This is a genomic window from Vibrio sp. 10N.261.55.F4 (assembly GCF_041470465.1).
GTDB classification, from domain to species: Bacteria; Pseudomonadota; Gammaproteobacteria; order Enterobacterales; family Vibrionaceae; genus Vibrio; species Vibrio crassostreae_C.
This window is the reverse complement of sequence record NZ_JBFRMM010000041.1, coordinates 67,428-85,075: the sequence shown is the minus strand read 5'-3', so window position 1 is coordinate 85,075 and position 17,648 is coordinate 67,428. Positions and strand designations below refer to the sequence as shown.

The window sequence follows — 17,648 nt, the reverse complement described above, 5'->3', positions numbered from 1 at the left end:
TCTTTGACGTTGTAAATTGATTGCTTATTGATTGTTTTTTTTAAGTATTGTTTAAGCATGAGACATTTACAAAAAAGGCGCTAATAATTAGCGCCTTTAGAAGTGAACCTTTGAAGCTTTTGACCTTGAAAGCTTTGACCTTGAAAGCCGTAACCTTGAAAGCTGTAGCTGTTAAAGCCTTTAAGCTTCGGTTTCGTTTGTCGTTTCAGGCTCGCTAGGCAAGTCCGCAAATACTTGAGTAGGTTTTGCTACTAAGTTACGGTTTTCCTGATTAACTTCAGAGAGAACTACTTCTAAAACGTCTCCCAGTTTGTATACCATTTCTTTATCGATAGATACAGTACCCATATCACCGTTGCACTCTATTCTTTCTTTATTATTAAGAATGAGAGATCCAGGGATAAATGCAGCAGCACCATTTTCAAGTAAACGTACACGCATACCTGCACGGTTAATATCGAAAATCTCAGCTTGGAAACGAGTTTCTTCTGCTGGAGCATTGGCTAGAGTGCGAGCATACAACCAATCGCCAACATTACGCTCAGCCATGCCGTGGTGACGGCGGTGCAGGGCAAGTTCATCACCGATAGTTTCATCTGGTGTTTGAATTGGCGCTTTACCTAAGATGTGTGCTTTAAGCATACGGTGGTTAATCATGTCGCCATATTTACGAATTGGAGAAGTCCAAGTTGCGTAAATATCTAATCCCATCGCGTAGTGCGGTGCAGGCTCATTGCTGATCTCGCTATACGCTTGGAATTTACGAATACGGTTGTCGTAGTAGCTGTTATCTAAAGAACCTAACCAACGACGTAGAGTAGCAAAACCTTCTAGAGAAATGATTTGCTCTTCAGTGAACGGCGTTTCCGCTTGCGGGTTTACCAGTTCAAGAACGTCGGAGATTTTCTCAGCCTTGAAACCAGAATGGCAGTTAAACACACCTTGGTTGAAGCTCTCTTTTAGTACTCGGCCCGCACAGATGTTCGCGCTGATCATTGATTCTTCAACCAGCTTGTTTGCGCTACGACGCATGTCAGCGTGGATAGCGACAACATCGTTATCTTCGCTCAGTTCAAAGCGGTAGTCAGGGCGATCTGGGAACACAACAGCGTTTGCTGAGCGCCATGCTGAACGTGCTTGAGCAAATTGGTGAAGATCAGAAACAATTGCAGCAATCTCTTCTGATGGTTGCCATTTCTCTGATGCACCTGTTTCTAGCCAGTCTGATACGTTGTCGTAAGCAAGACGAGCATGAGATTTGATGTTTGCAGCGAAGAAGTTAATGTCATCACCGATAACGCCACCTTTAGATACCGTTACTGTGCAGCAAAGTGCAGGACGAACTTCGTTCTCGATCAGTGAACATAGGTTGTCAGCAAGATCACGAGGCAACATTGGGATGTTGCGACCAGGAAGGTAGATAGTGAAACCGCGCTCGCGTGCCACTTTATCCATCGCATCATCTGGAGAGATGTAAGCCGTTGGATCAGCAATTGCGATAGTCAGTTCAAAATCACCGTTCTCTTTCTTCTTCGCGTAAAGCGCGTCATCCATATCTTTTGTGCTTTCGCCATCGATAGTCACAAAAGGGACGTGCGTCATGTCTACACGTTCAAGATCGGCGTCATCGTTGATTAGCCAGTTGTCGATGCCTTCAGGCTCGCTGTTTGGTAGATCGTTTTGTGCCAGCGTTACCCACCAAGGTGCAATCTTGTCGTCAGCGTCTGTGATTTTCTCAGAGATCTGAGCCAAGAAACCATTGTCACCTTTTAATGGGTGTTGAACGATATGAGCAACAACCCAGTCACCTTCTTTAAGCGTTTCAGGGTTTAGACCCTTCATTGCTTTCGCTTTAAGTTGCAGTTTTTTGAGCTGCGGGTGATCAGGAACAACGTTCAATCGGCCTTTGAAAAGCTTAACTCGTGCAATAAAGCGAGTAAGACCTTGTTCAACCAATTCCTCAGGCTCTGCTACTTCGCGCTCTTTCTCTGTGCGAATGATGGCAATCACCTTGTCACCGTGCACACATTTCTTCATGTACGGAGGCGGGATAAAGAAGCTTGTTTTGCTATCAACTTCGAGAAAACCAAAACCTTTTTCAGTGGCTTTGATGGTACCTTCCTTTTTAGGGAGGGTTTCTTGGATTTGCTGCTTGAGCTGAGCGAGTAGAGGATTATCTTGAAACATTTTGACTTTTATCTATCGAGGACAATTGAGCACACTATAATCATTGCGAGGCTTGATTACTACTTAAAGGCGAAGTGAGCGTTAATTAATTGCCCTCTTATTTAACTAGGTCAATTTGCTAGGAGATGGGTGCTGTGACGAGATATTCATCAAGTTTTGACGATATGATAACCAGTATTGATGTAAAAGCGAAAAATATGTGATGTATTTCAATTTTTTCTGGATTTTTTTATGCATTTAGGGAATAATCCGCCTCCCTTAGACGTCCCTAATGGCTTGAAGTGTTTTATTACTGCTTCGTAACTCTGAATGGAATCAGTATCTGATTGGATCAGTATTGGAATTGATAGAGCTCCCGGGACCTTTTGTTTACTTATATATAGTGGGATCCCAATGTCCGAATCTGTAATTCAATTTAATGAATTAGCCCTAAACGATAACATTCTTTCAGCTCTTGATAGCATGGGTTTCGTTTCTCCGACTCCAATCCAAGCAGCAGCTATTCCTCTTCTTCTTGAAGGCCGTGACGCACTAGGTAAAGCACAGACTGGTACTGGTAAAACAGCAGCATTCTCTCTGCCTTTACTTAACAAAATCAACCTGAACCAACACAAACCACAAGCAATCATCATGGCTCCTACTCGTGAGCTAGCGATTCAAGTTGCTGCGGAAATCAAAAACCTTGGCCGTGATATCAAAGGTCTTAAAGTTATTGAAATCTACGGTGGTGCTTCAATTGTTGACCAAATGCGTGCTCTAAGCCGCGGTGCTCACATTGTTGTTGGTACTCCAGGTCGTGTTAAAGACTTACTAACTCGTGACCGTCTACACCTAGATGAAGCACACACATTTGTTCTTGATGAAGCAGATGAAATGCTGAAAATGGGCTTCGTAGATGACGTTACTTGGATCCTAGAGCAAGCTCCAGAATCTGCACAACGTGTACTTTTCTCTGCAACTATGCCTCCAATGGTTAAGACTATTGTTGACCGTTACCTACGTAACCCGGCTAGAGTTGACGTTGCTGGTACTAACCACACAGTTGATAAAGTAGCGCAGAACTTCTGGGTTGTTAAAGGCGTAGAAAAAGACGAAGCAATGTCTCGTCTTCTAGAAACCGAAGAAACTGACGCGTCAATCGTATTCGTACGTACTCGTCAAGACACTGAGCGTCTAGCTGATTGGCTATCTGCACGTGGCTTCAAAGCTGCTGCACTGCACGGTGATATTCCTCAGTCTCTACGTGAGCGTACTGTTGATCACATCAAACAAGGTGTTATCGACATCCTAGTTGCAACTGACGTTGTAGCTCGTGGTCTTGATGTTCCACGTATCACTCACGTATTCAACTACGACATCCCATTCGATGTTGAATCTTACATCCACCGTATTGGTCGTACTGGCCGTGCTGGACGTAAAGGTAAAGCGATCCTACTAGTTCGCACTAACCAAATTCGCATGCTTCGCACAATCGAGCGCGTAACTAAGTCTCAAATGGAAGAAATTCAACTTCCTCTACGTGACCAAGTTGCTGCTGCACGTGTTGCTAAGCTTGGCGCTGAACTTGAAACTGAGAAAGAAAGCAAAGCACTAGAAAACTTTGCAGGTCTTATCTCTACTCTTCAAGAGTCTCTAGAAGTTGATGCTGCTACTCTAGCTGCAATGCTTCTTAAGCGTCAGCAAGGTAAGAGCCCACTATTCTACGTTGGCGAAGACCCAATGATCGCTGCTATTGAGCGTGATAAGAACCGTCGCAAAGAGCGTCGTGAAGATCGTGACAACGGCCGTGACGGTGGTGGTCGCAACTTCAATACTCAAGATTGGGATACTTACCAACTACAAGTTGGCCGTGAGCAAGGCGTTCAGGTTAAAGACATCGTTGGCGCACTAGCAAACGAACTTGGCCTAACTAAAGGTTCTATCGGTGCTATCAAGCTAGACCAAGGTTCTACTTACGTTCAACTGCCAAAAGCAATGAACTCTGAAACTGCTGGTAAGCTAAGCAAACTTCGCATTCGTCAAAAAGAAGCTGGCGCTGTAGTTGTTGATTTCAATGACTTCCGTGAGCCTCGTCGTGGCGGCGGCGGTCGTGATGGCAACCGTGGTGGCAACCGTGGCGGTCGTGATGGTGGCGGCTACCGTGGTAACCGTGAAGGCGGCAACCGCGAAGGTGGCAACCGCGAAGGTGGTAACCGTGAAGGCGGTCGTGGTGGATACCGTGGCAACCGTGATGGTGCTCGCGATGGTAACTCTGCTGGCGGACGTGATGGCGAACGTCGTTTCGACCGTAACCGTGGTGGCGATCACCGTGGTAACTTCCGTGGCGAACGTGGCCATGGTAACGGCAATGGCGGTGGTAACCGTGGTCGTCGTCCAGAGCGCAACGAAGGTTAATCAACCTGTCGCTTAGACGCTTTAGGTCTAGACACTGAATTTAAAAGCCGAGCATAATGCTCGGCTTTTTTGTGCCTGTTATTTGAACTTAAGCTTTGTTTGGCTCGATATTCGTAGCTAACTTACTTTAATCAAGCTTCGTTCCTGTAACTATGCTTCGTCCATGAAACTAAGCATCGCGCCTAGAACGAATGTTAGTGCCAAAACTTAGCTGTATCGCGTTCTAAGCCTATACCAAAAGAACGTGCTACAAGATGCTGAAACAAAGAGTGAAGGCTATCTAAGCGTCGTTACAGTGCATCTATTCGTAGAGTTGTGCTCGAAGGCAATCAAAATAAGATCAGATCACTATTCTCAACTTCAGTGAGCTTTTTGATGCAAACACTGAGCAATTGAGAAATCGAGCAAAAAGTTATCGGTAATGATAAGCAGACGAAAGGGAAGGGTGGTTGTTTTTCAAGCGGATCACCTGCATTTGTTCGAGTCGCTTTAATTAACTGAATCAAGTTAAAAATAACGTGAGCACTCGTTTGCGTCACCTGTTCATTAATTTTCTTATTCAACTATTTTTTAATTCCGCTCTCGAAATAAATAATTTAATGACCAAGATCAACTTAATTGTGTTCATTTAGTGATTTTTTCAAAACAAAAGTTGAAAGATTCAAAAATTATTGAATAATGGACTTAACTAAAATTGAAGTAAACACTTCATCCAATTCGTACTGAAACAGGATCCATATCCAATGTCTAATTCGTTTGTTCTGGTTATTAACTCGGGTAGTTCATCCCTAAAATTTGCTGTAATCGATTCTGTTTCTGGTGAAGCAGTATTAAGTGGCCTAGGGGAGTGTTTTGGTCTTGAAGATGCTCGTATGAGCTGGAAATTCCAAGGCGAGAAAACTGAAATTGCCATTCAAGGTGAAGATAACCACCACAAAATTGCCATTGGCAAATTGGTTGGCCTGATGGAAGACCTAGGCTTCACGGCTGATATCGTGGCTATCGGTCACCGTATCGTTCACGGCGGTGAGAAGTTCACTCAAACGGTTCGCATTACTGAAGAAGTAACGAACGAAATTGAAAGCCTATCTGACCTAGCTCCACTTCATAACCCAGCAGGTGCTATCGGTATCCGTGCTGCAATTGAAGCTTTCCCTTCTCTACCTCAGTTCGCTGTATTTGATACTGCTTTCCACCAAACAATGCCTCAACGTGCATTCACTGGTGCAATCGCAAAAGAGCTATACACAGACTTCGGCGTACGTCGCTACGGTTTCCACGGCACTAGCCACTACTTCGTTAGCCGTGAAGCTGCGAAGATGGTTAACAAGCCAATCGAAAAATCGAGCTTCATCTCTGTTCACCTAGGTAACGGCGCATCTGTATGTGCTATTAAAGATGGTAACAGTGTTGATACTTCTATGGGCTTCACACCACTTTCAGGCCTAATGATGGGCACACGTTGTGGTGACCTAGACCCAGGCATCATCGAATACCTACTTAAGAAAGGCTGGTCACAAGAGCAAGTATTTAACTCTCTAAACAAGGAGTCTGGCTTCCTTGGCGTGTCTGGTCTTACGAGCGATGCTCGTGGCATCTTAGAAGCAATGGAAGAGGGCCACGAAGGCGCTAAGCTTGCGTTTGAGGTGTTTACTTACCGCGTAGCGAAATACGTTGCTTCTTACCTAGCAACGCTAGATTCTTTAGACGGTATCATCTTCACTGGTGGTATCGGTGAGAACTCTCTACCAATTCGTCGTGAGATCTTAAACAACCTTAAGATTCTAGGTTTCGTTGAAGATGTAGCAGGTAACGAATCTGCTCGCTTTGGTGCTGAAGGGATCATCGCTAAGTCTGAAATGTTAGACGCAGTAGCAATGGTTATCCCAACCAACGAAGAATTCGTGATTGCTCAACAGTCGGTTGAACTGCTGTAATTTTTTCAAAAACAGATAGTTAAAAGCGAGCTTAGTGCTCGCTTTTTTGATCTTATATGTTGGATAGACCATCGCTAAGTGGCCTTATAGCGAGATAGTCAAAACTCATTCTATTGATTTCGGCAAATCATTTTGTAGCTTCAAACTAGTGATGTTAGGGCTGGCTTGTGATGCCCCAAAAACGCCTAGAATTGAACTTGCAAGGTTTCAGATACAAAAAGTAATAGATGCGACGATCTAGCCCCATCGCCCTCAATGAAATTAAGACTATTGCTTGAATGTAGTGCGCCACTGAATCGGCGATACATGAAAAGCCGATTTAAAGTGCTTTCTGAATACACTGTCAGAGCCAAAACCCGCTTGCTCTGCAACTTGAGGTATCGATAGTTTCGTGGTTTCTAATAGACGTTGGCTAAGCACCAAACGTCGGTTTTGCAGCCATTCACCAAATGTACAGCCATAGGTGGATTTAAACTGGCGTGTGAAGGTACGTTTACTCATCGCACAGCGCTCAGCGACTTCATCTAGTGAGTGACACTGATTAAGGCTCTGCTCCACCAGCTCAATCACAAGGCTAATACTTGTCTCTGTAAGAGGTTTTATGTTGACTGGTGCTGGTATGTATTGCTGCTGTCCACCAGTACGAGATGGCGCAGTCACCATCTTACGTGCGAGATCATTCGCAAGCTCACTACCACACAAACGGCGCACTATATGTAGACAACAATCAAGTGAAGCAGCTACTCCAGCAGAGGTAATGATAGTCTCATGTTCAACAAATAGAGGGTTTGGGTCAAAATCCACCTTAGGAAATTGCTCCTGAAATTGTTCGGAAAACGCCCAGTGGCTTGTGGCTCGTTTGCCATCGAGAACGCCAGCACATGCAAGTACATAAGACCCGAGGCAGAGTCCTACTAGTAGCTTACCTTTCCCATGATGCTCTATTAGCGCCTCTATAAGTCGCTCACTTGGCTCTGGCAGGTCATTTGGCCAGCTTGGAACAATCACAATATCCGCCTCTTTAATAGCGCTCAAATCTCTATCGGTCACCACACCAAATCCTGAGCTTGTTTCCAATGGCGAGCTTTTTTCGCTACAGATTTTCAAGTCAAACCGAGGCGGCTGATCGAAAAAGATATCTTGAAACACCATACAGGGTACAGAGAGATGAAAAGCACTGATCCCTTCAAAGGCAATCAAAGTGATTTTGACTAACTCGGTTGATTTCTCCATATTTGTCTCGATTTGCGCGAATATTGACTTTCGAGACAGTATGGCAAGATTACCGAAAATAGCATACTAAATCACATAGAGAATATGACTCATGAGTGAATTTAGAGAGGTATTATGAAGATCCATCACCTACGTAGCGCAACTTTTATCATTGAATCTGGCGAAAAATTTATCCTTATTGATCCTATGTTGGGGAAAAAAGGCTCTATGCCTCCGTTTTCAGTCATTAAGGCTAAGGCCGCGAAAAATCCAACGGTTGAGATGCCAAGTAATGCCGATGAGCTACTAAACAAGGTTACTCATACCTTAATTACTCACAGTCAAACACTTGGTATCAAGGCATTACAACATGGAGATCACCTAGATCCGGCAGGTGAGACGTTTTTAACAAGTCGTAATATCCCAGTTGCGACACCAGCCAAAGATAAGGCTTACCTAGAAAAATACGACTTAACGGTAAATTGGGGAATTGAAGACTGGCAAACTATCGACTTTCTAGACGGAAAGCTCACCGCGGTTCCGGCTTTGCACGGCCATGGATGGATTCACAAGGTAATGGCTAATGGTGTTGGATTTTTCTTGGAGCTCCCCAATGAGCCTTCTATTTACATTAGCGGTGATACAGTTCTAACCGATGATGTAAAACGAGCGTTGACTGAGTTGAAACCTGATATCACAGTAGTCGCGGCAGGTCGTGCTCGTATGGACGTTGGTCAACCGTTATTGATGTCTATTGATGAGGTCATGGAGTTTATTCGCCTTTCCCCTAATAAGGTGGTTGCGAACCATATGGAGGCACTCAATCACTGTGCAGTGACTCGACCAATTCTTAAAGAAGCAATTGATAAAAACGGTTTGTCAGATAAAGTCCTTATTCCTGCTGATGGTGAGACCTTGGAGTTTTAGATACCTGAACTAATCCGGTGACTCCCGATTTAAGTAAATAGTCTAAATGATTTCTGTCCAGAGACGTGTTATGCCGCCATGCTTTGGGACAAGAACGCCTCAGTGCTATGACTCTAAAACGCGTGTGCCTCAAAATCCGGCAGAGTTAAACCCATACATATCCTGTTCCAGTTTTTCACCAGATTATTTAGTCGTGAAGATCTCGATACGATTGAAATTAATGTGAGGCGGATGATATAAATGTAATCTTTAAATGCAAGAATTAATAAATTTAGATATGGTACAAATGGATAACTTTCCCACCGTAGGACTTAAAACCTCGTTACCCATAAGCATATTGGCACTTGCCTTATATTACTTATGGGGCGACATGGGTTTTAATGATCTTCGAGGCCTTTTTTGGGTGGTGGCGTTTGTGATGATGCTTACTTTAAAGAAGAGTGAAAATAGCCTCTTTTCAGTAACTCCACAAGTTTCCTCTTTTACTCATCATGTATTCCCAATTACTGTGCTAGCGATTGGCGTGGCTTGTATCACGTTGTTCTATATGGAATTTATCCGGCAATATGTCACGGGACAAGAAGTCGACTATATCGTAGGATTTCTCGTTAGTGGTGAACTGGAAGTAAGCGAGAAACTAAATTATCTTTTCGAAACCGTTATATTAGCTCCGTTATCAGAGGAGTTTTTCTTCAGGTTTATCTTGCTAAGTAGCATATGCTTACTTTTGAGAAACAAGTTTGTAGGCGTAATTTTATCGTCACTCTTATTCGCCTACGGCCATGAAGACCCTGTCGTTGCTTTTTCTCTAGGTATCACTGCATCAATAGTTCTACTGAAATACATGAGTATATATAGCGCTATAATTTTTCATACGATTTATAATTTGTGGATATATACAGTGGAAGTTTTTATCGTACCCGCATTTTTCTTTAATGATTGGGACTTTGCACCAAGTGGGAACATCGGAACAATCGTTTCTATAATGGCATTAGCTGTATCTTTTTTGGCACTATTGATTATTAAACGCAAGGAAAAATCAATACAATAAGGTTTTAGCAACCGCTTCATCACTATATGGACTGAGGCAATAATCAATGAAATCAACACACTTATCAACACCTCGATAGTAAAGTTGCTGACACACTTTTGTCCAAACCCGTGTTAATAGGTGCGATTATAATAGCTTGCCAACCAACGAAGAATTCGTGATTGCTCAACAGTCGGTAGAACTTCTGTAATCTGAACTGAAGTCTAAGCAAGAAAAAGACAATCAAAAGCGAGCCCAAGTGGCTCGCTTTTTGTGTCTAGTAAAGATGCGTCTGAATGTTTTAACAGGGGGATAGCCTACAAGGCGATCGTGAAACAGTTTTAGAACAGAGCTTAAATTGCGACTCATCGGGTGCTCTGGAAGCGCTAAGGTTATTTAGTCCCTGAGCGGTAGTTTGGATCTGTCCAGCATCGAGGTAACTCTTCCCCTGACATAAACATCAGTTCGGACTTTTTAAACATCTCAGGGTCTTGCTGTTCTTCGCCTGCTTGAAACCGACCTTCGATACTGTCTTGAAATAAGTTGGTTAATTTGGTCATTTCAGTTACATCAACGAGGTCACCGGTTTTTTCTCTTTTAGAAACATTTTTTTGCCCTCAATCTAATCGGTCACCCCTAATTATAATTGCTATTTGGAAAATGAGAGTCTTTTCAATTCCGGCACTTCTTGACTAAGCAGACCCCAGAGCTACGCTTATGATCATCGACAACCCAATCGATGAACAAACTTATCCTCAACAAATAAATGGAGTCGCGATGTCATCTGCCCATATTGCAAACAATCTCAGTGAACTGATTGGCGATACCGATCTTGTTAGAATCAACAGTCTTTCAGAGATATCAGGTTGTGAGATTCTTATTAAGTGCGAACACCAGAACCCGGGTGGTTCGATTAAAGATAGAGCGGCACTTCAGTTGGTTATGGATGCAATAGAAGCCGGTAAGCTTAAGCCGGGAATGACAATCGTTGAAGGTACTGCTGGTAATACGGGAATAGGACTTGCTCTGGTCGCTAAATCCCTTGGTTACAAAATGTTGGTGGTGATGCCAAAAGGGCAGGCACAAGAGAAAGAGCGCATGATCTCGCTTTATAATGCTGAACTGTTATTGGTCGACCCTTGTCCTTTTGCAAACCCTGAACATTTTTACCACACGGCTAAGCGGATTGGTGTCGAAAATGAGAGTTATTGGTGGGCAGATCAGTTTGAAAATCTCAGTAATTATCGAGCGCACTATTTAAATACTGGACCTGAGATCTGGCAGCAAACACAGGGGAATATTGATGCTCTAGTTTCAGTGGTGGGGACGGGTGGAACCATTGCCGGAAACTCACACTATCTATCTGAGCAGCAACCCAATCTCGAAACTTGGTTAGTTGACCCAAATGGGTCCGGCATTTATTCGTTTCTACGTAATGGACACTATCAATCAACGGGAAGTTCGTTCACGGAAGGCATAGGGATCATGCGAACGGTTGAAAATTTCAGGCAGGCAAAAATCAATCGTGCAATCACGCTTCCCGATCAGGATTTGGTGACGATATCCCGCCTTGTTGCGGAACATGACGGTATTCTTCTAGGAAGCAGTTCGTCGTTGAACGTAGCAGGTGCGCTATACGCTGCGGCTAGAATGGGGAAAGGGAAAACCATCGTTACATTTAGCTGTGACCTTGCTGAGCGCTCGTATTCGAAGCTGCACAACGAAACGTTTCTGAAAGAAAAAGAGATACAGCTTAATAAAGAAAATCTCTCTCAACTATGGGCTCGTTATCAAGCCGAAGATGGCAGCATGGTCGTCAACGTATAGTCGCTTTAAGTTAGTAACAGCCAGTGGTCTGCCAGCTCTTTCGTTAGCGCTGAACATCCGGTTAGAGCTAAACATCCGTTAGCACCAAATCCGGCACTATTGCTTGTTATTAGGGTAGTGAATCACATTATGAAATACGGCGTTTCCTTCACCGATATTTTTGTAGGCATGGGTCTGGTTGGCATTGAAGCGAACGGCTTGTCCTGCGCGTAACGTATGCCACTCATCATCAAACATCACGGCCATCTCTCCTGAAATGCATAAGATGTGCTCAGTGACGCCTGCGTTATGTGGGGCGGATTCATGCTGGTAATCGGGTGCTAGGGTGAGTTCGAATATTTCAAATCCTAGTGCTTCCTCAAAAGGAAACAACAAACTGACGAAAAAGCCAATGTTGTATTCCTCATGTCTTAGTTCGTTTGCATCTCTGAATAAACTCGTCAGTTCACTGTTTGGGCTAGCCGCGATAAAGCTCGAAAGTGACACCTCAAATCCAGAAGCTATCTGCCAGAGCTTAGCGACTGTCGGGCTGGATTCTCCACGTTCAATTTGTCCTAACATTGCTTTACTCACGCCTGTTGCTTTCGCTGTTTTGTCTAAGCTCCAGCCTTTTTCTTGGCGAAGGCGTTTCAAGTTAACGCCGACTTTAATTTCTGTTTGCATATTTTCTCTACAAGTTTTTCAAAAATTAGTTGTGCGTTATAGCGCACGGGTGCTAAGTTCAGTCTATGGACGTTATAACGCACACAGGAATAAATTAACATGACTAAGCTAAAATTTTCTCACGTCAGTACCGGCTTTATCGCTGTTTTCATTGGTTATGCGAGCGCCGCGGCGATTATTTTCCAAGCGGCAATGAGTGCTGGAGCAACTGAAGAACAAGTGGCGTCATGGTTTTGGGCGTTGGGAATTGGCATGGGCGTAACCACAATACTGCTTTCGTTTCATTACAAGAAGCCTGTGGTTACAGCGTGGTCGACGCCTGGAGCGGCGTTGTTAATCACATCTCTTGAAGGGCTGACAATGAATCAGGCTGTGGCCGTGTTTTTGTTCAGTTCGATGTTGATCACGTTAGTTGGATTAGCGGGGATATTTGAGAAAGTCCTAAAACAGATCCCAACATCGATTGCCTCTGCGATGCTCGCGGGGATCCTATTGCAATTCGGTTTGGGTTTGTTCACGTCGTTAATGGAAGAGGCACAAGTCGTAGCGGTCATGCTCGCTGTATTTATTCTGGCGAAAGCGCGGTTAGGTAATTTACTGATCCCAAGTATTTTCATTATCGCACTGGTTATGTGTGTGGGGTTTGGCAAACTCGATGTCAGTCAGGTAACTATGGGATTAACGACCCCGATGTTCATTACGCCCGATTTTGAGTTCTTTTCGTTGTTCAGTGTAGGTATCCCATTGTTTATAGTGACGATGGCTTCACAGAACTTACCGGGATTTGCGGTTCTAAAAGCGAACGGATACCAGGTCGATTCATCGAAGATCATTACCACCACTGGGGTGACAGGTTTGATCTTCGCGCCGTTTGGTGGCTTTGCGTATAACCTTGCTGCGATTACGGGCGCTATTTGCATGGGCCCGAATGCGGATGGCAATCCAAAGACACGTTACATGGCGGGGATCTGTATGGGCGGGTTTTACTTGTTAGCTGGCGTGATGGGGATGTCATTTGTGTCGCTGTTTAGCGCCGTGCCCTCCGAGATTGTCATTGCGGTTGCTGGCTTAGCGGTGATGCCGACCTTGATGAATTGCCTTGCGGTATCAATGGCAGACAGTCATTACCGAGAACCCGCATTGCTTACTTTCTTATTTACTGCTTCTGGTACTAATTTACTGGGAATCGGCAGTGCATTTTGGGGTTTGTGTATCGGGTTGTTTTGTTGCTGGTTACACAATTACAAAGCTAAGTCACGTGGAGCAAGCAAGACTTCGCAAACTTCGTCGTAATGAAACGACCCAAGATTAGGATCAGGTTCGCTGTGAATTAGAAACACCAGCAAGTTGTTTGAGTAGCAAGCCCAGTCATACTCGTGACTGGGCTTGCTTACAAAGGAATAAAGCTATTTAACTTCGTATCTCAGTAGCACTTCATTATCGAGAACGACATTTGTCGACCAGATAAAGCTTGCGCCAGCACCACTGAATTTTTCGATAAAGTTCATGTACGCTTTTTTATTGTTCACGCCAATATCGTCTTCTGAGTATACCGATGCTTGAGGCCAAGATGTCGAATCGAACTCTTGGTTCATCCAGTTGGTTGGTGTTTCCCAATGAGCGGCGTAGGCATCTTGACCGTGGTCAGTTCCTTCCGTGGTGCAGCTTTCAGAAAGACGCTTCCCATCCACTTCACTCAAACAAGTCAGATCATAAATCGGTGATGTATAAAAGGTTTGTGCTTGCCATTCTGGTCCTGTCACGGTTCCGTCACTGAAGCTCGCGATAAAGCCACCATCACCAGCGTGGTATGCCTTTCCGCGGTTATCTTCACTGCCAAGACCTAGGTTTTCTTCCCAATCAATCACTTTCACCGCAATTGTGTAAGGCTTCTTCACCTTAAATTTGACAATGTTTGAGTTAAACGGTGTGAAAGGAACGGTATCTACCGCGATTAACTTGCCGTTGATATAAAGTTCGAAATAGTTATCGGCAAAAATATAGCCTGTTATTTCCTCACCGTCTTGATCCACAACAGCTACCGGTACAGAGCTTTGATCGACTTCGGCTAGGCTTTTTGGCGTAGTGTTTGAGCACTCTTCATAAAGATCAAAGGCTTTTGGCCCTGTCGCAAAGTTGTTCTTGGCTGGAACCGTCCAAACCTTTCCTTCTGAGTCCATAATTTCCCCGACGCCCGCCACTCGGCTACGTCCGTTTGCACACTCAAAGAGATTCGATTCAACAGTGGTCGCCACACCTTGAGTAATACTCGCTGAGCCTTGGTAATCACTGATGTTGCTGACCGAAGGCGTATCTGATGATGGTGAGCAGCCTGTAGCGAGCAAAGCAACCGATGAAAGGGCAAGGGCTTGATATTTTTTGATGATCATTGATTGGGTATCCTAAATGGGTGATTTAAATAAGCGTGGTTCAAAATAAGCCAAGTGCAAGTAAGTTAATTGGAAACAAAGCTATTTCAAACAAATCCGAGCTAAGTAGCTAAGTAGCTAAGTAGTTAAGTAAGCCGTGAACTCATAGCTGATAGCTGGAACGACGAAACTAAGCAAGAGCCAAAGCAATTGTGAGGTACCACGCTTATTATTTGATGAGGCATATATTACCCGTACAAATGTAAACAAGCGTAAAGCTGAGTAAGCATGCGCAAAACAGCGCTTTTATAGGATGATCACATCAGCTTGCGCGGAGCTTGAAAAAATACTTAGAACGAAGCGGTTTCAGGTTGTGATTGAGATAGTATTTTGCTACAAAACGCGCATAATCTCGCTATACAACATTTAAAGAAGAATTTACCTATGACTACCTTTCAATACTACTTTCACCAACTGCCTTGCTTCGACTGTAAAAAAACGACAGTAAGTACTGATCTTGGTTGGTTAACGCCTGCGATGAAAGACGATGCTATCGCACAAGTGACAGCAACACTTGCACAAGGCGAGGTCACTCCTGATCTTTCAGCGGACGTGGTTTGTACGAAAGATGAAGCGCGTGAGTATTTACTACTGAACTTCTTCGGTTATTCAGAAGAAGAGCTAGCAAGCGGAATCGAAGCGGATGATGAAAAAGAAGTGGTAGACGAAATCGCAGAGCTAGTAGAAGAAGGTAAAGACACCATCACCTTCGAACATGAGATTGCTCTTCAGTGCTGTGCAGACTGCGATGTTGAAGACGAGTCAAACTAAGCTCTTGTATTAAGAGTATTAAACTAAGTACTCTTATTAAGGTTCATCATGAAGCTATGATGTTCTAATGATGAAAGGCGTTAGCGAATTGAGTTCGCTAACGCCTTTTTTGTCTCTCTGTTTCTTATCTTTAAGCGGCATTCAATCTTAAGATGTTGTGCTTTCAATGATGCCTTGTTTGCTCAGTTGCGAAAGGATCTCAGCGGTCTTCTCTCTGAATAAATCTCTCAGTAGACGCACAGTCGGGGTGATGGATTGACGACTTGGACACACTAACCACAGCTCGGTAGGGGTCGGCTTAAACTCAGGCATAACTTTAACCACTTCGCCTGAAAGCAGATGAGGTGACATGTCTAAACAAGATTTTATTGCCACTCCTTTACCCGCGATACACCAACGTCTTACAAGGTCTGCGTCGTTCGAAGCGCGATTTCCTTTTAGTTTCACTTTATGATCTTGAGTACCATCGTTAAACACCCACTCGTCTTGCAACATGTCATGGAGTTGGTAAAGCAAACCATTGTGCTGCGCTAAGTCACTCGGGTGTTTTGGTGTTCCCATTTCAGCCAAGTAGTCAGGAGCCGCACACAATATCCTCGGCACATCGCATATCTTAAAACCATACATATTGGCATCGGTCGGGGAGCCGTAACGCAGCGCAATATCGACGGAATCTCGGTAGAAGTCGATATTGCTATCGCTGATGCTAGTACGAAGCGTCGCCTTTGGGTATTCAAGCAAGAACTCATCTAACCAAGGTGTGATTAGGTTGCGTCCTAGATCCGATGAAAGCGCAATTCGAATTTCACCATCAAGAATCCCGAGCTCTTCGCGCATGTTGAGCTTCGCTTGCTCCAACATCTTTAAGGCTTGTTCGCATTCCGGTAAATAACGCTCGCCAGCTGAAGAGAGCCTTAGGTGGCGCGTGGTTCTTACAAATAACTCCGCACCGAGTGCCGCTTCAACACGTTTTACCGCTGCACTTGCTGTGGCAGTGCGCATATCAAGGTTGGTGGCTGCAGCGGTGATACTGCGAAACTCCGCCACTTTCAAAATGACCTGTAAATCTTCAAGAAGCATGTTATCTACCTGTATTGAATTATGTTCTAAACATGGCGTTGGGATATTTCCCCATCACAATCTGCAAATGGGTTATCTCTACCTATCGCTTCTAAGTTAGCTTCAAACACTTAATTGTCAAAACTAATTTGATAATAATTCAAATGTGAGGCTGTTTTTCATTAGTAATTTTCTCACTATCATTTTCCCATATCGACAACGTAGCGCAGCACGCACTGTATGGACGAAGCCTACGATCTAGGGGGATAAGATGACTAAGAAAATCACAATGGGTGTAACGGATTTGTCGTTCCACCTTACGACCGCATCGTTGGTTGCCAATGTATTGAAAGCCATGGGTTTTGAGGTAGAGCGTATTTTCTCTCCACATCAGGAGAACTTTGAAAAACTGAAAACAGGCCAAGTGGATATGCTTTCTTCTGCGTGGTTGCCATCAAGTCACGGTATCTACAAAGCGGGCGTTGAAGAAGTTGAGCCACTTATCGAGCTTGGACTTCATTATGAACCTTATGCCTTGTGGGGCGTACCAGACTATGTGCCTGAAGCGGCGGTTTCTGAAGTCTCTGATTTATTAAAAGCTGAAGTGGTCGAGAAAATGAACTCGACCATCCAGGGCATCAACCCCGGCGCTGGTATCACACGCTTCTCTATCCAGATGATGAAAGATTATGGCCTGAGCGATGCCGGCTACGAGTTCTTTCCTGGCAGTGAAGACGATTGTTTCAGTGCCTTTGAAAGTGCAGTCGCAAACAAAGAGTGGGTGGTAGTGCCACTGTGGAAACCTCAGTTTTTGCACTATCGTTACGATATTCGTGAGCTCAAAGAGCCAAAAGGCTTACTCGGAATTGTTGATAGAGCGGTACTTCTTTTAAGAGATGACAAGAAGCATCTGTTCAACGAACAACAGATTCAGAAGTTGGATTCCCTACGCTTCTCGAATGACATCATCGCAGAGCTGGATTACAAAGTTTGCCGTGAAGGTAAACCACAAGATCAAGTCACACATGATTGGTTGATTGAGAAAGGCCTGATTTAACCTCTAAGCCGTTGGTAGTGCAGTTAGATGTCTGCATTACCCAGATAACGGCAATACAATTATCAAAAATTATTTGAGAATTATTCAAATATTAGGCGGTTTATCTAGAGTGAGAATTGACTAAGATTAACTCGTCTAATTCAAGGAGAAAGCAC

The 17,648-nt window shown here is 44.1% G+C and carries 14 protein-coding genes; 8 read left to right on the top strand and 6 right to left on the bottom strand.

All coding sequences use genetic code 11. The features are described from left to right. Positions 1–180: 180 nt before the first annotated feature. On the bottom strand, positions 181–2,187 hold the full coding sequence (rnb, locus tag AB4249_RS19040) for an exoribonuclease II (RefSeq protein ID WP_371722077.1): 2,007 nt from the start codon (positions 2,185–2,187) through the stop codon (positions 181–183). Positions 2,188–2,496: 309 nt separating this feature from the next. On the opposite strand from rnb, the gene AB4249_RS19035 reads away from it, so the two are divergent. Both AB4249_RS19035 and AB4249_RS19030 read left to right on the top strand, forming a co-directional pair. Further along, positions 2,497–4,581, top strand: a complete 2,085-nt coding sequence (locus tag AB4249_RS19035; protein WP_372104436.1) for a DEAD/DEAH box helicase — start codon at positions 2,497–2,499, stop codon at positions 4,579–4,581. 743 nt (positions 4,582–5,324) lie between these two features. Further along, positions 5,325–6,518: an acetate/propionate family kinase gene (locus AB4249_RS19030; protein WP_017064366.1), complete on the top strand. Its 1,194-nt coding sequence runs from the start codon at positions 5,325–5,327 to the stop codon at positions 6,516–6,518. Positions 6,519–6,785: 267 nt separating this feature from the next. Here the strand turns inward: AB4249_RS19030 and AB4249_RS19025 are convergent, their stop codons facing one another. After that, complete coding sequence (locus AB4249_RS19025) at positions 6,786–7,751, bottom strand: GlxA family transcriptional regulator (protein ID WP_372104433.1); 966 nt, start codon at positions 7,749–7,751, stop codon at positions 6,786–6,788. A 114-nt stretch (positions 7,752–7,865) separates the two neighbouring features. Here AB4249_RS19025 and AB4249_RS19020 point away from each other — a divergent pair, with 114 nt between their 5' ends. After that, positions 7,866–8,657, top strand: a complete 792-nt coding sequence (locus AB4249_RS19020) for an MBL fold metallo-hydrolase (RefSeq protein WP_017068423.1) — start codon at positions 7,866–7,868, stop codon at positions 8,655–8,657. A gap of 253 nt (positions 8,658–8,910) precedes the next feature. Beyond that, positions 8,911–9,708 carry a CPBP family intramembrane glutamic endopeptidase gene (locus AB4249_RS19015; protein WP_017064369.1) on the top strand — a complete coding sequence of 266 codons (798 nt, stop codon included), beginning with the start codon at positions 8,911–8,913 and terminating at the stop codon, positions 9,706–9,708. A 371-nt stretch (positions 9,709–10,079) separates the two neighbouring features. Here the strand turns inward: AB4249_RS19015 and AB4249_RS19010 are convergent, their stop codons facing one another. Continuing rightward, positions 10,080–10,247, bottom strand: coding sequence for a hypothetical protein (locus AB4249_RS19010; protein WP_017062447.1), 168 nt, complete (start codon positions 10,245–10,247; stop codon positions 10,080–10,082). 217 nt (positions 10,248–10,464) lie between these two features. Between AB4249_RS19010 and AB4249_RS19005 the strand changes: the two genes are divergently transcribed. Beyond that, positions 10,465–11,514: a cysteine synthase A gene (locus tag AB4249_RS19005; protein ID WP_102320367.1), complete on the top strand. Its 1,050-nt coding sequence runs from the start codon at positions 10,465–10,467 to the stop codon at positions 11,512–11,514. A 96-nt stretch (positions 11,515–11,610) separates the two neighbouring features. Here the strand turns inward: AB4249_RS19005 and AB4249_RS19000 are convergent, their stop codons facing one another. Further along, entirely contained in the window at positions 11,611–12,177 is a 567-nt protein-coding gene (locus AB4249_RS19000; RefSeq protein WP_017070515.1) for a helix-turn-helix domain-containing protein, read from the bottom strand. 99 nt (positions 12,178–12,276) lie between these two features. On the opposite strand from AB4249_RS19000, the gene AB4249_RS18995 reads away from it, so the two are divergent. Further along, on the top strand, positions 12,277–13,470 hold the full coding sequence (locus AB4249_RS18995) for a benzoate/H(+) symporter BenE family transporter (RefSeq protein ID WP_372104430.1): 1,194 nt from the start codon (positions 12,277–12,279) through the stop codon (positions 13,468–13,470). A gap of 113 nt (positions 13,471–13,583) precedes the next feature. Here AB4249_RS18995 and AB4249_RS18990 read toward each other — a convergent pair whose 3' ends face one another. Next, the gene (locus tag AB4249_RS18990) at positions 13,584–14,567 is read right to left on the bottom strand and encodes a hypothetical protein (RefSeq protein ID WP_372104427.1); all 984 of its coding nucleotides are present in this window, start codon (positions 14,565–14,567) and stop codon (positions 13,584–13,586) included. Between the two features lie 423 nt (positions 14,568–14,990). Here AB4249_RS18990 and AB4249_RS18985 point away from each other — a divergent pair, with 423 nt between their 5' ends. Then, on the top strand, positions 14,991–15,377 hold the full coding sequence (locus AB4249_RS18985) for a hypothetical protein (RefSeq protein WP_102333936.1): 387 nt from the start codon (positions 14,991–14,993) through the stop codon (positions 15,375–15,377). A gap of 147 nt (positions 15,378–15,524) precedes the next feature. On the opposite strand, the gene AB4249_RS18980 is transcribed toward AB4249_RS18985, so the two are convergent. After that, the gene (locus AB4249_RS18980; RefSeq protein ID WP_372058155.1) at positions 15,525–16,457 is read right to left on the bottom strand and encodes a LysR family transcriptional regulator; all 933 of its coding nucleotides are present in this window, start codon (positions 16,455–16,457) and stop codon (positions 15,525–15,527) included. Positions 16,458–16,725: 268 nt separating this feature from the next. Here AB4249_RS18980 and AB4249_RS18975 point away from each other — a divergent pair, with 268 nt between their 5' ends. Continuing rightward, positions 16,726–17,493 (top strand): glycine betaine ABC transporter substrate-binding protein, encoded by a 768-nt coding sequence (locus tag AB4249_RS18975; RefSeq protein WP_372104457.1) that lies wholly within the window; start codon positions 16,726–16,728, stop codon positions 17,491–17,493. The last annotated feature ends 155 nt before the right edge of the window (positions 17,494–17,648 follow it).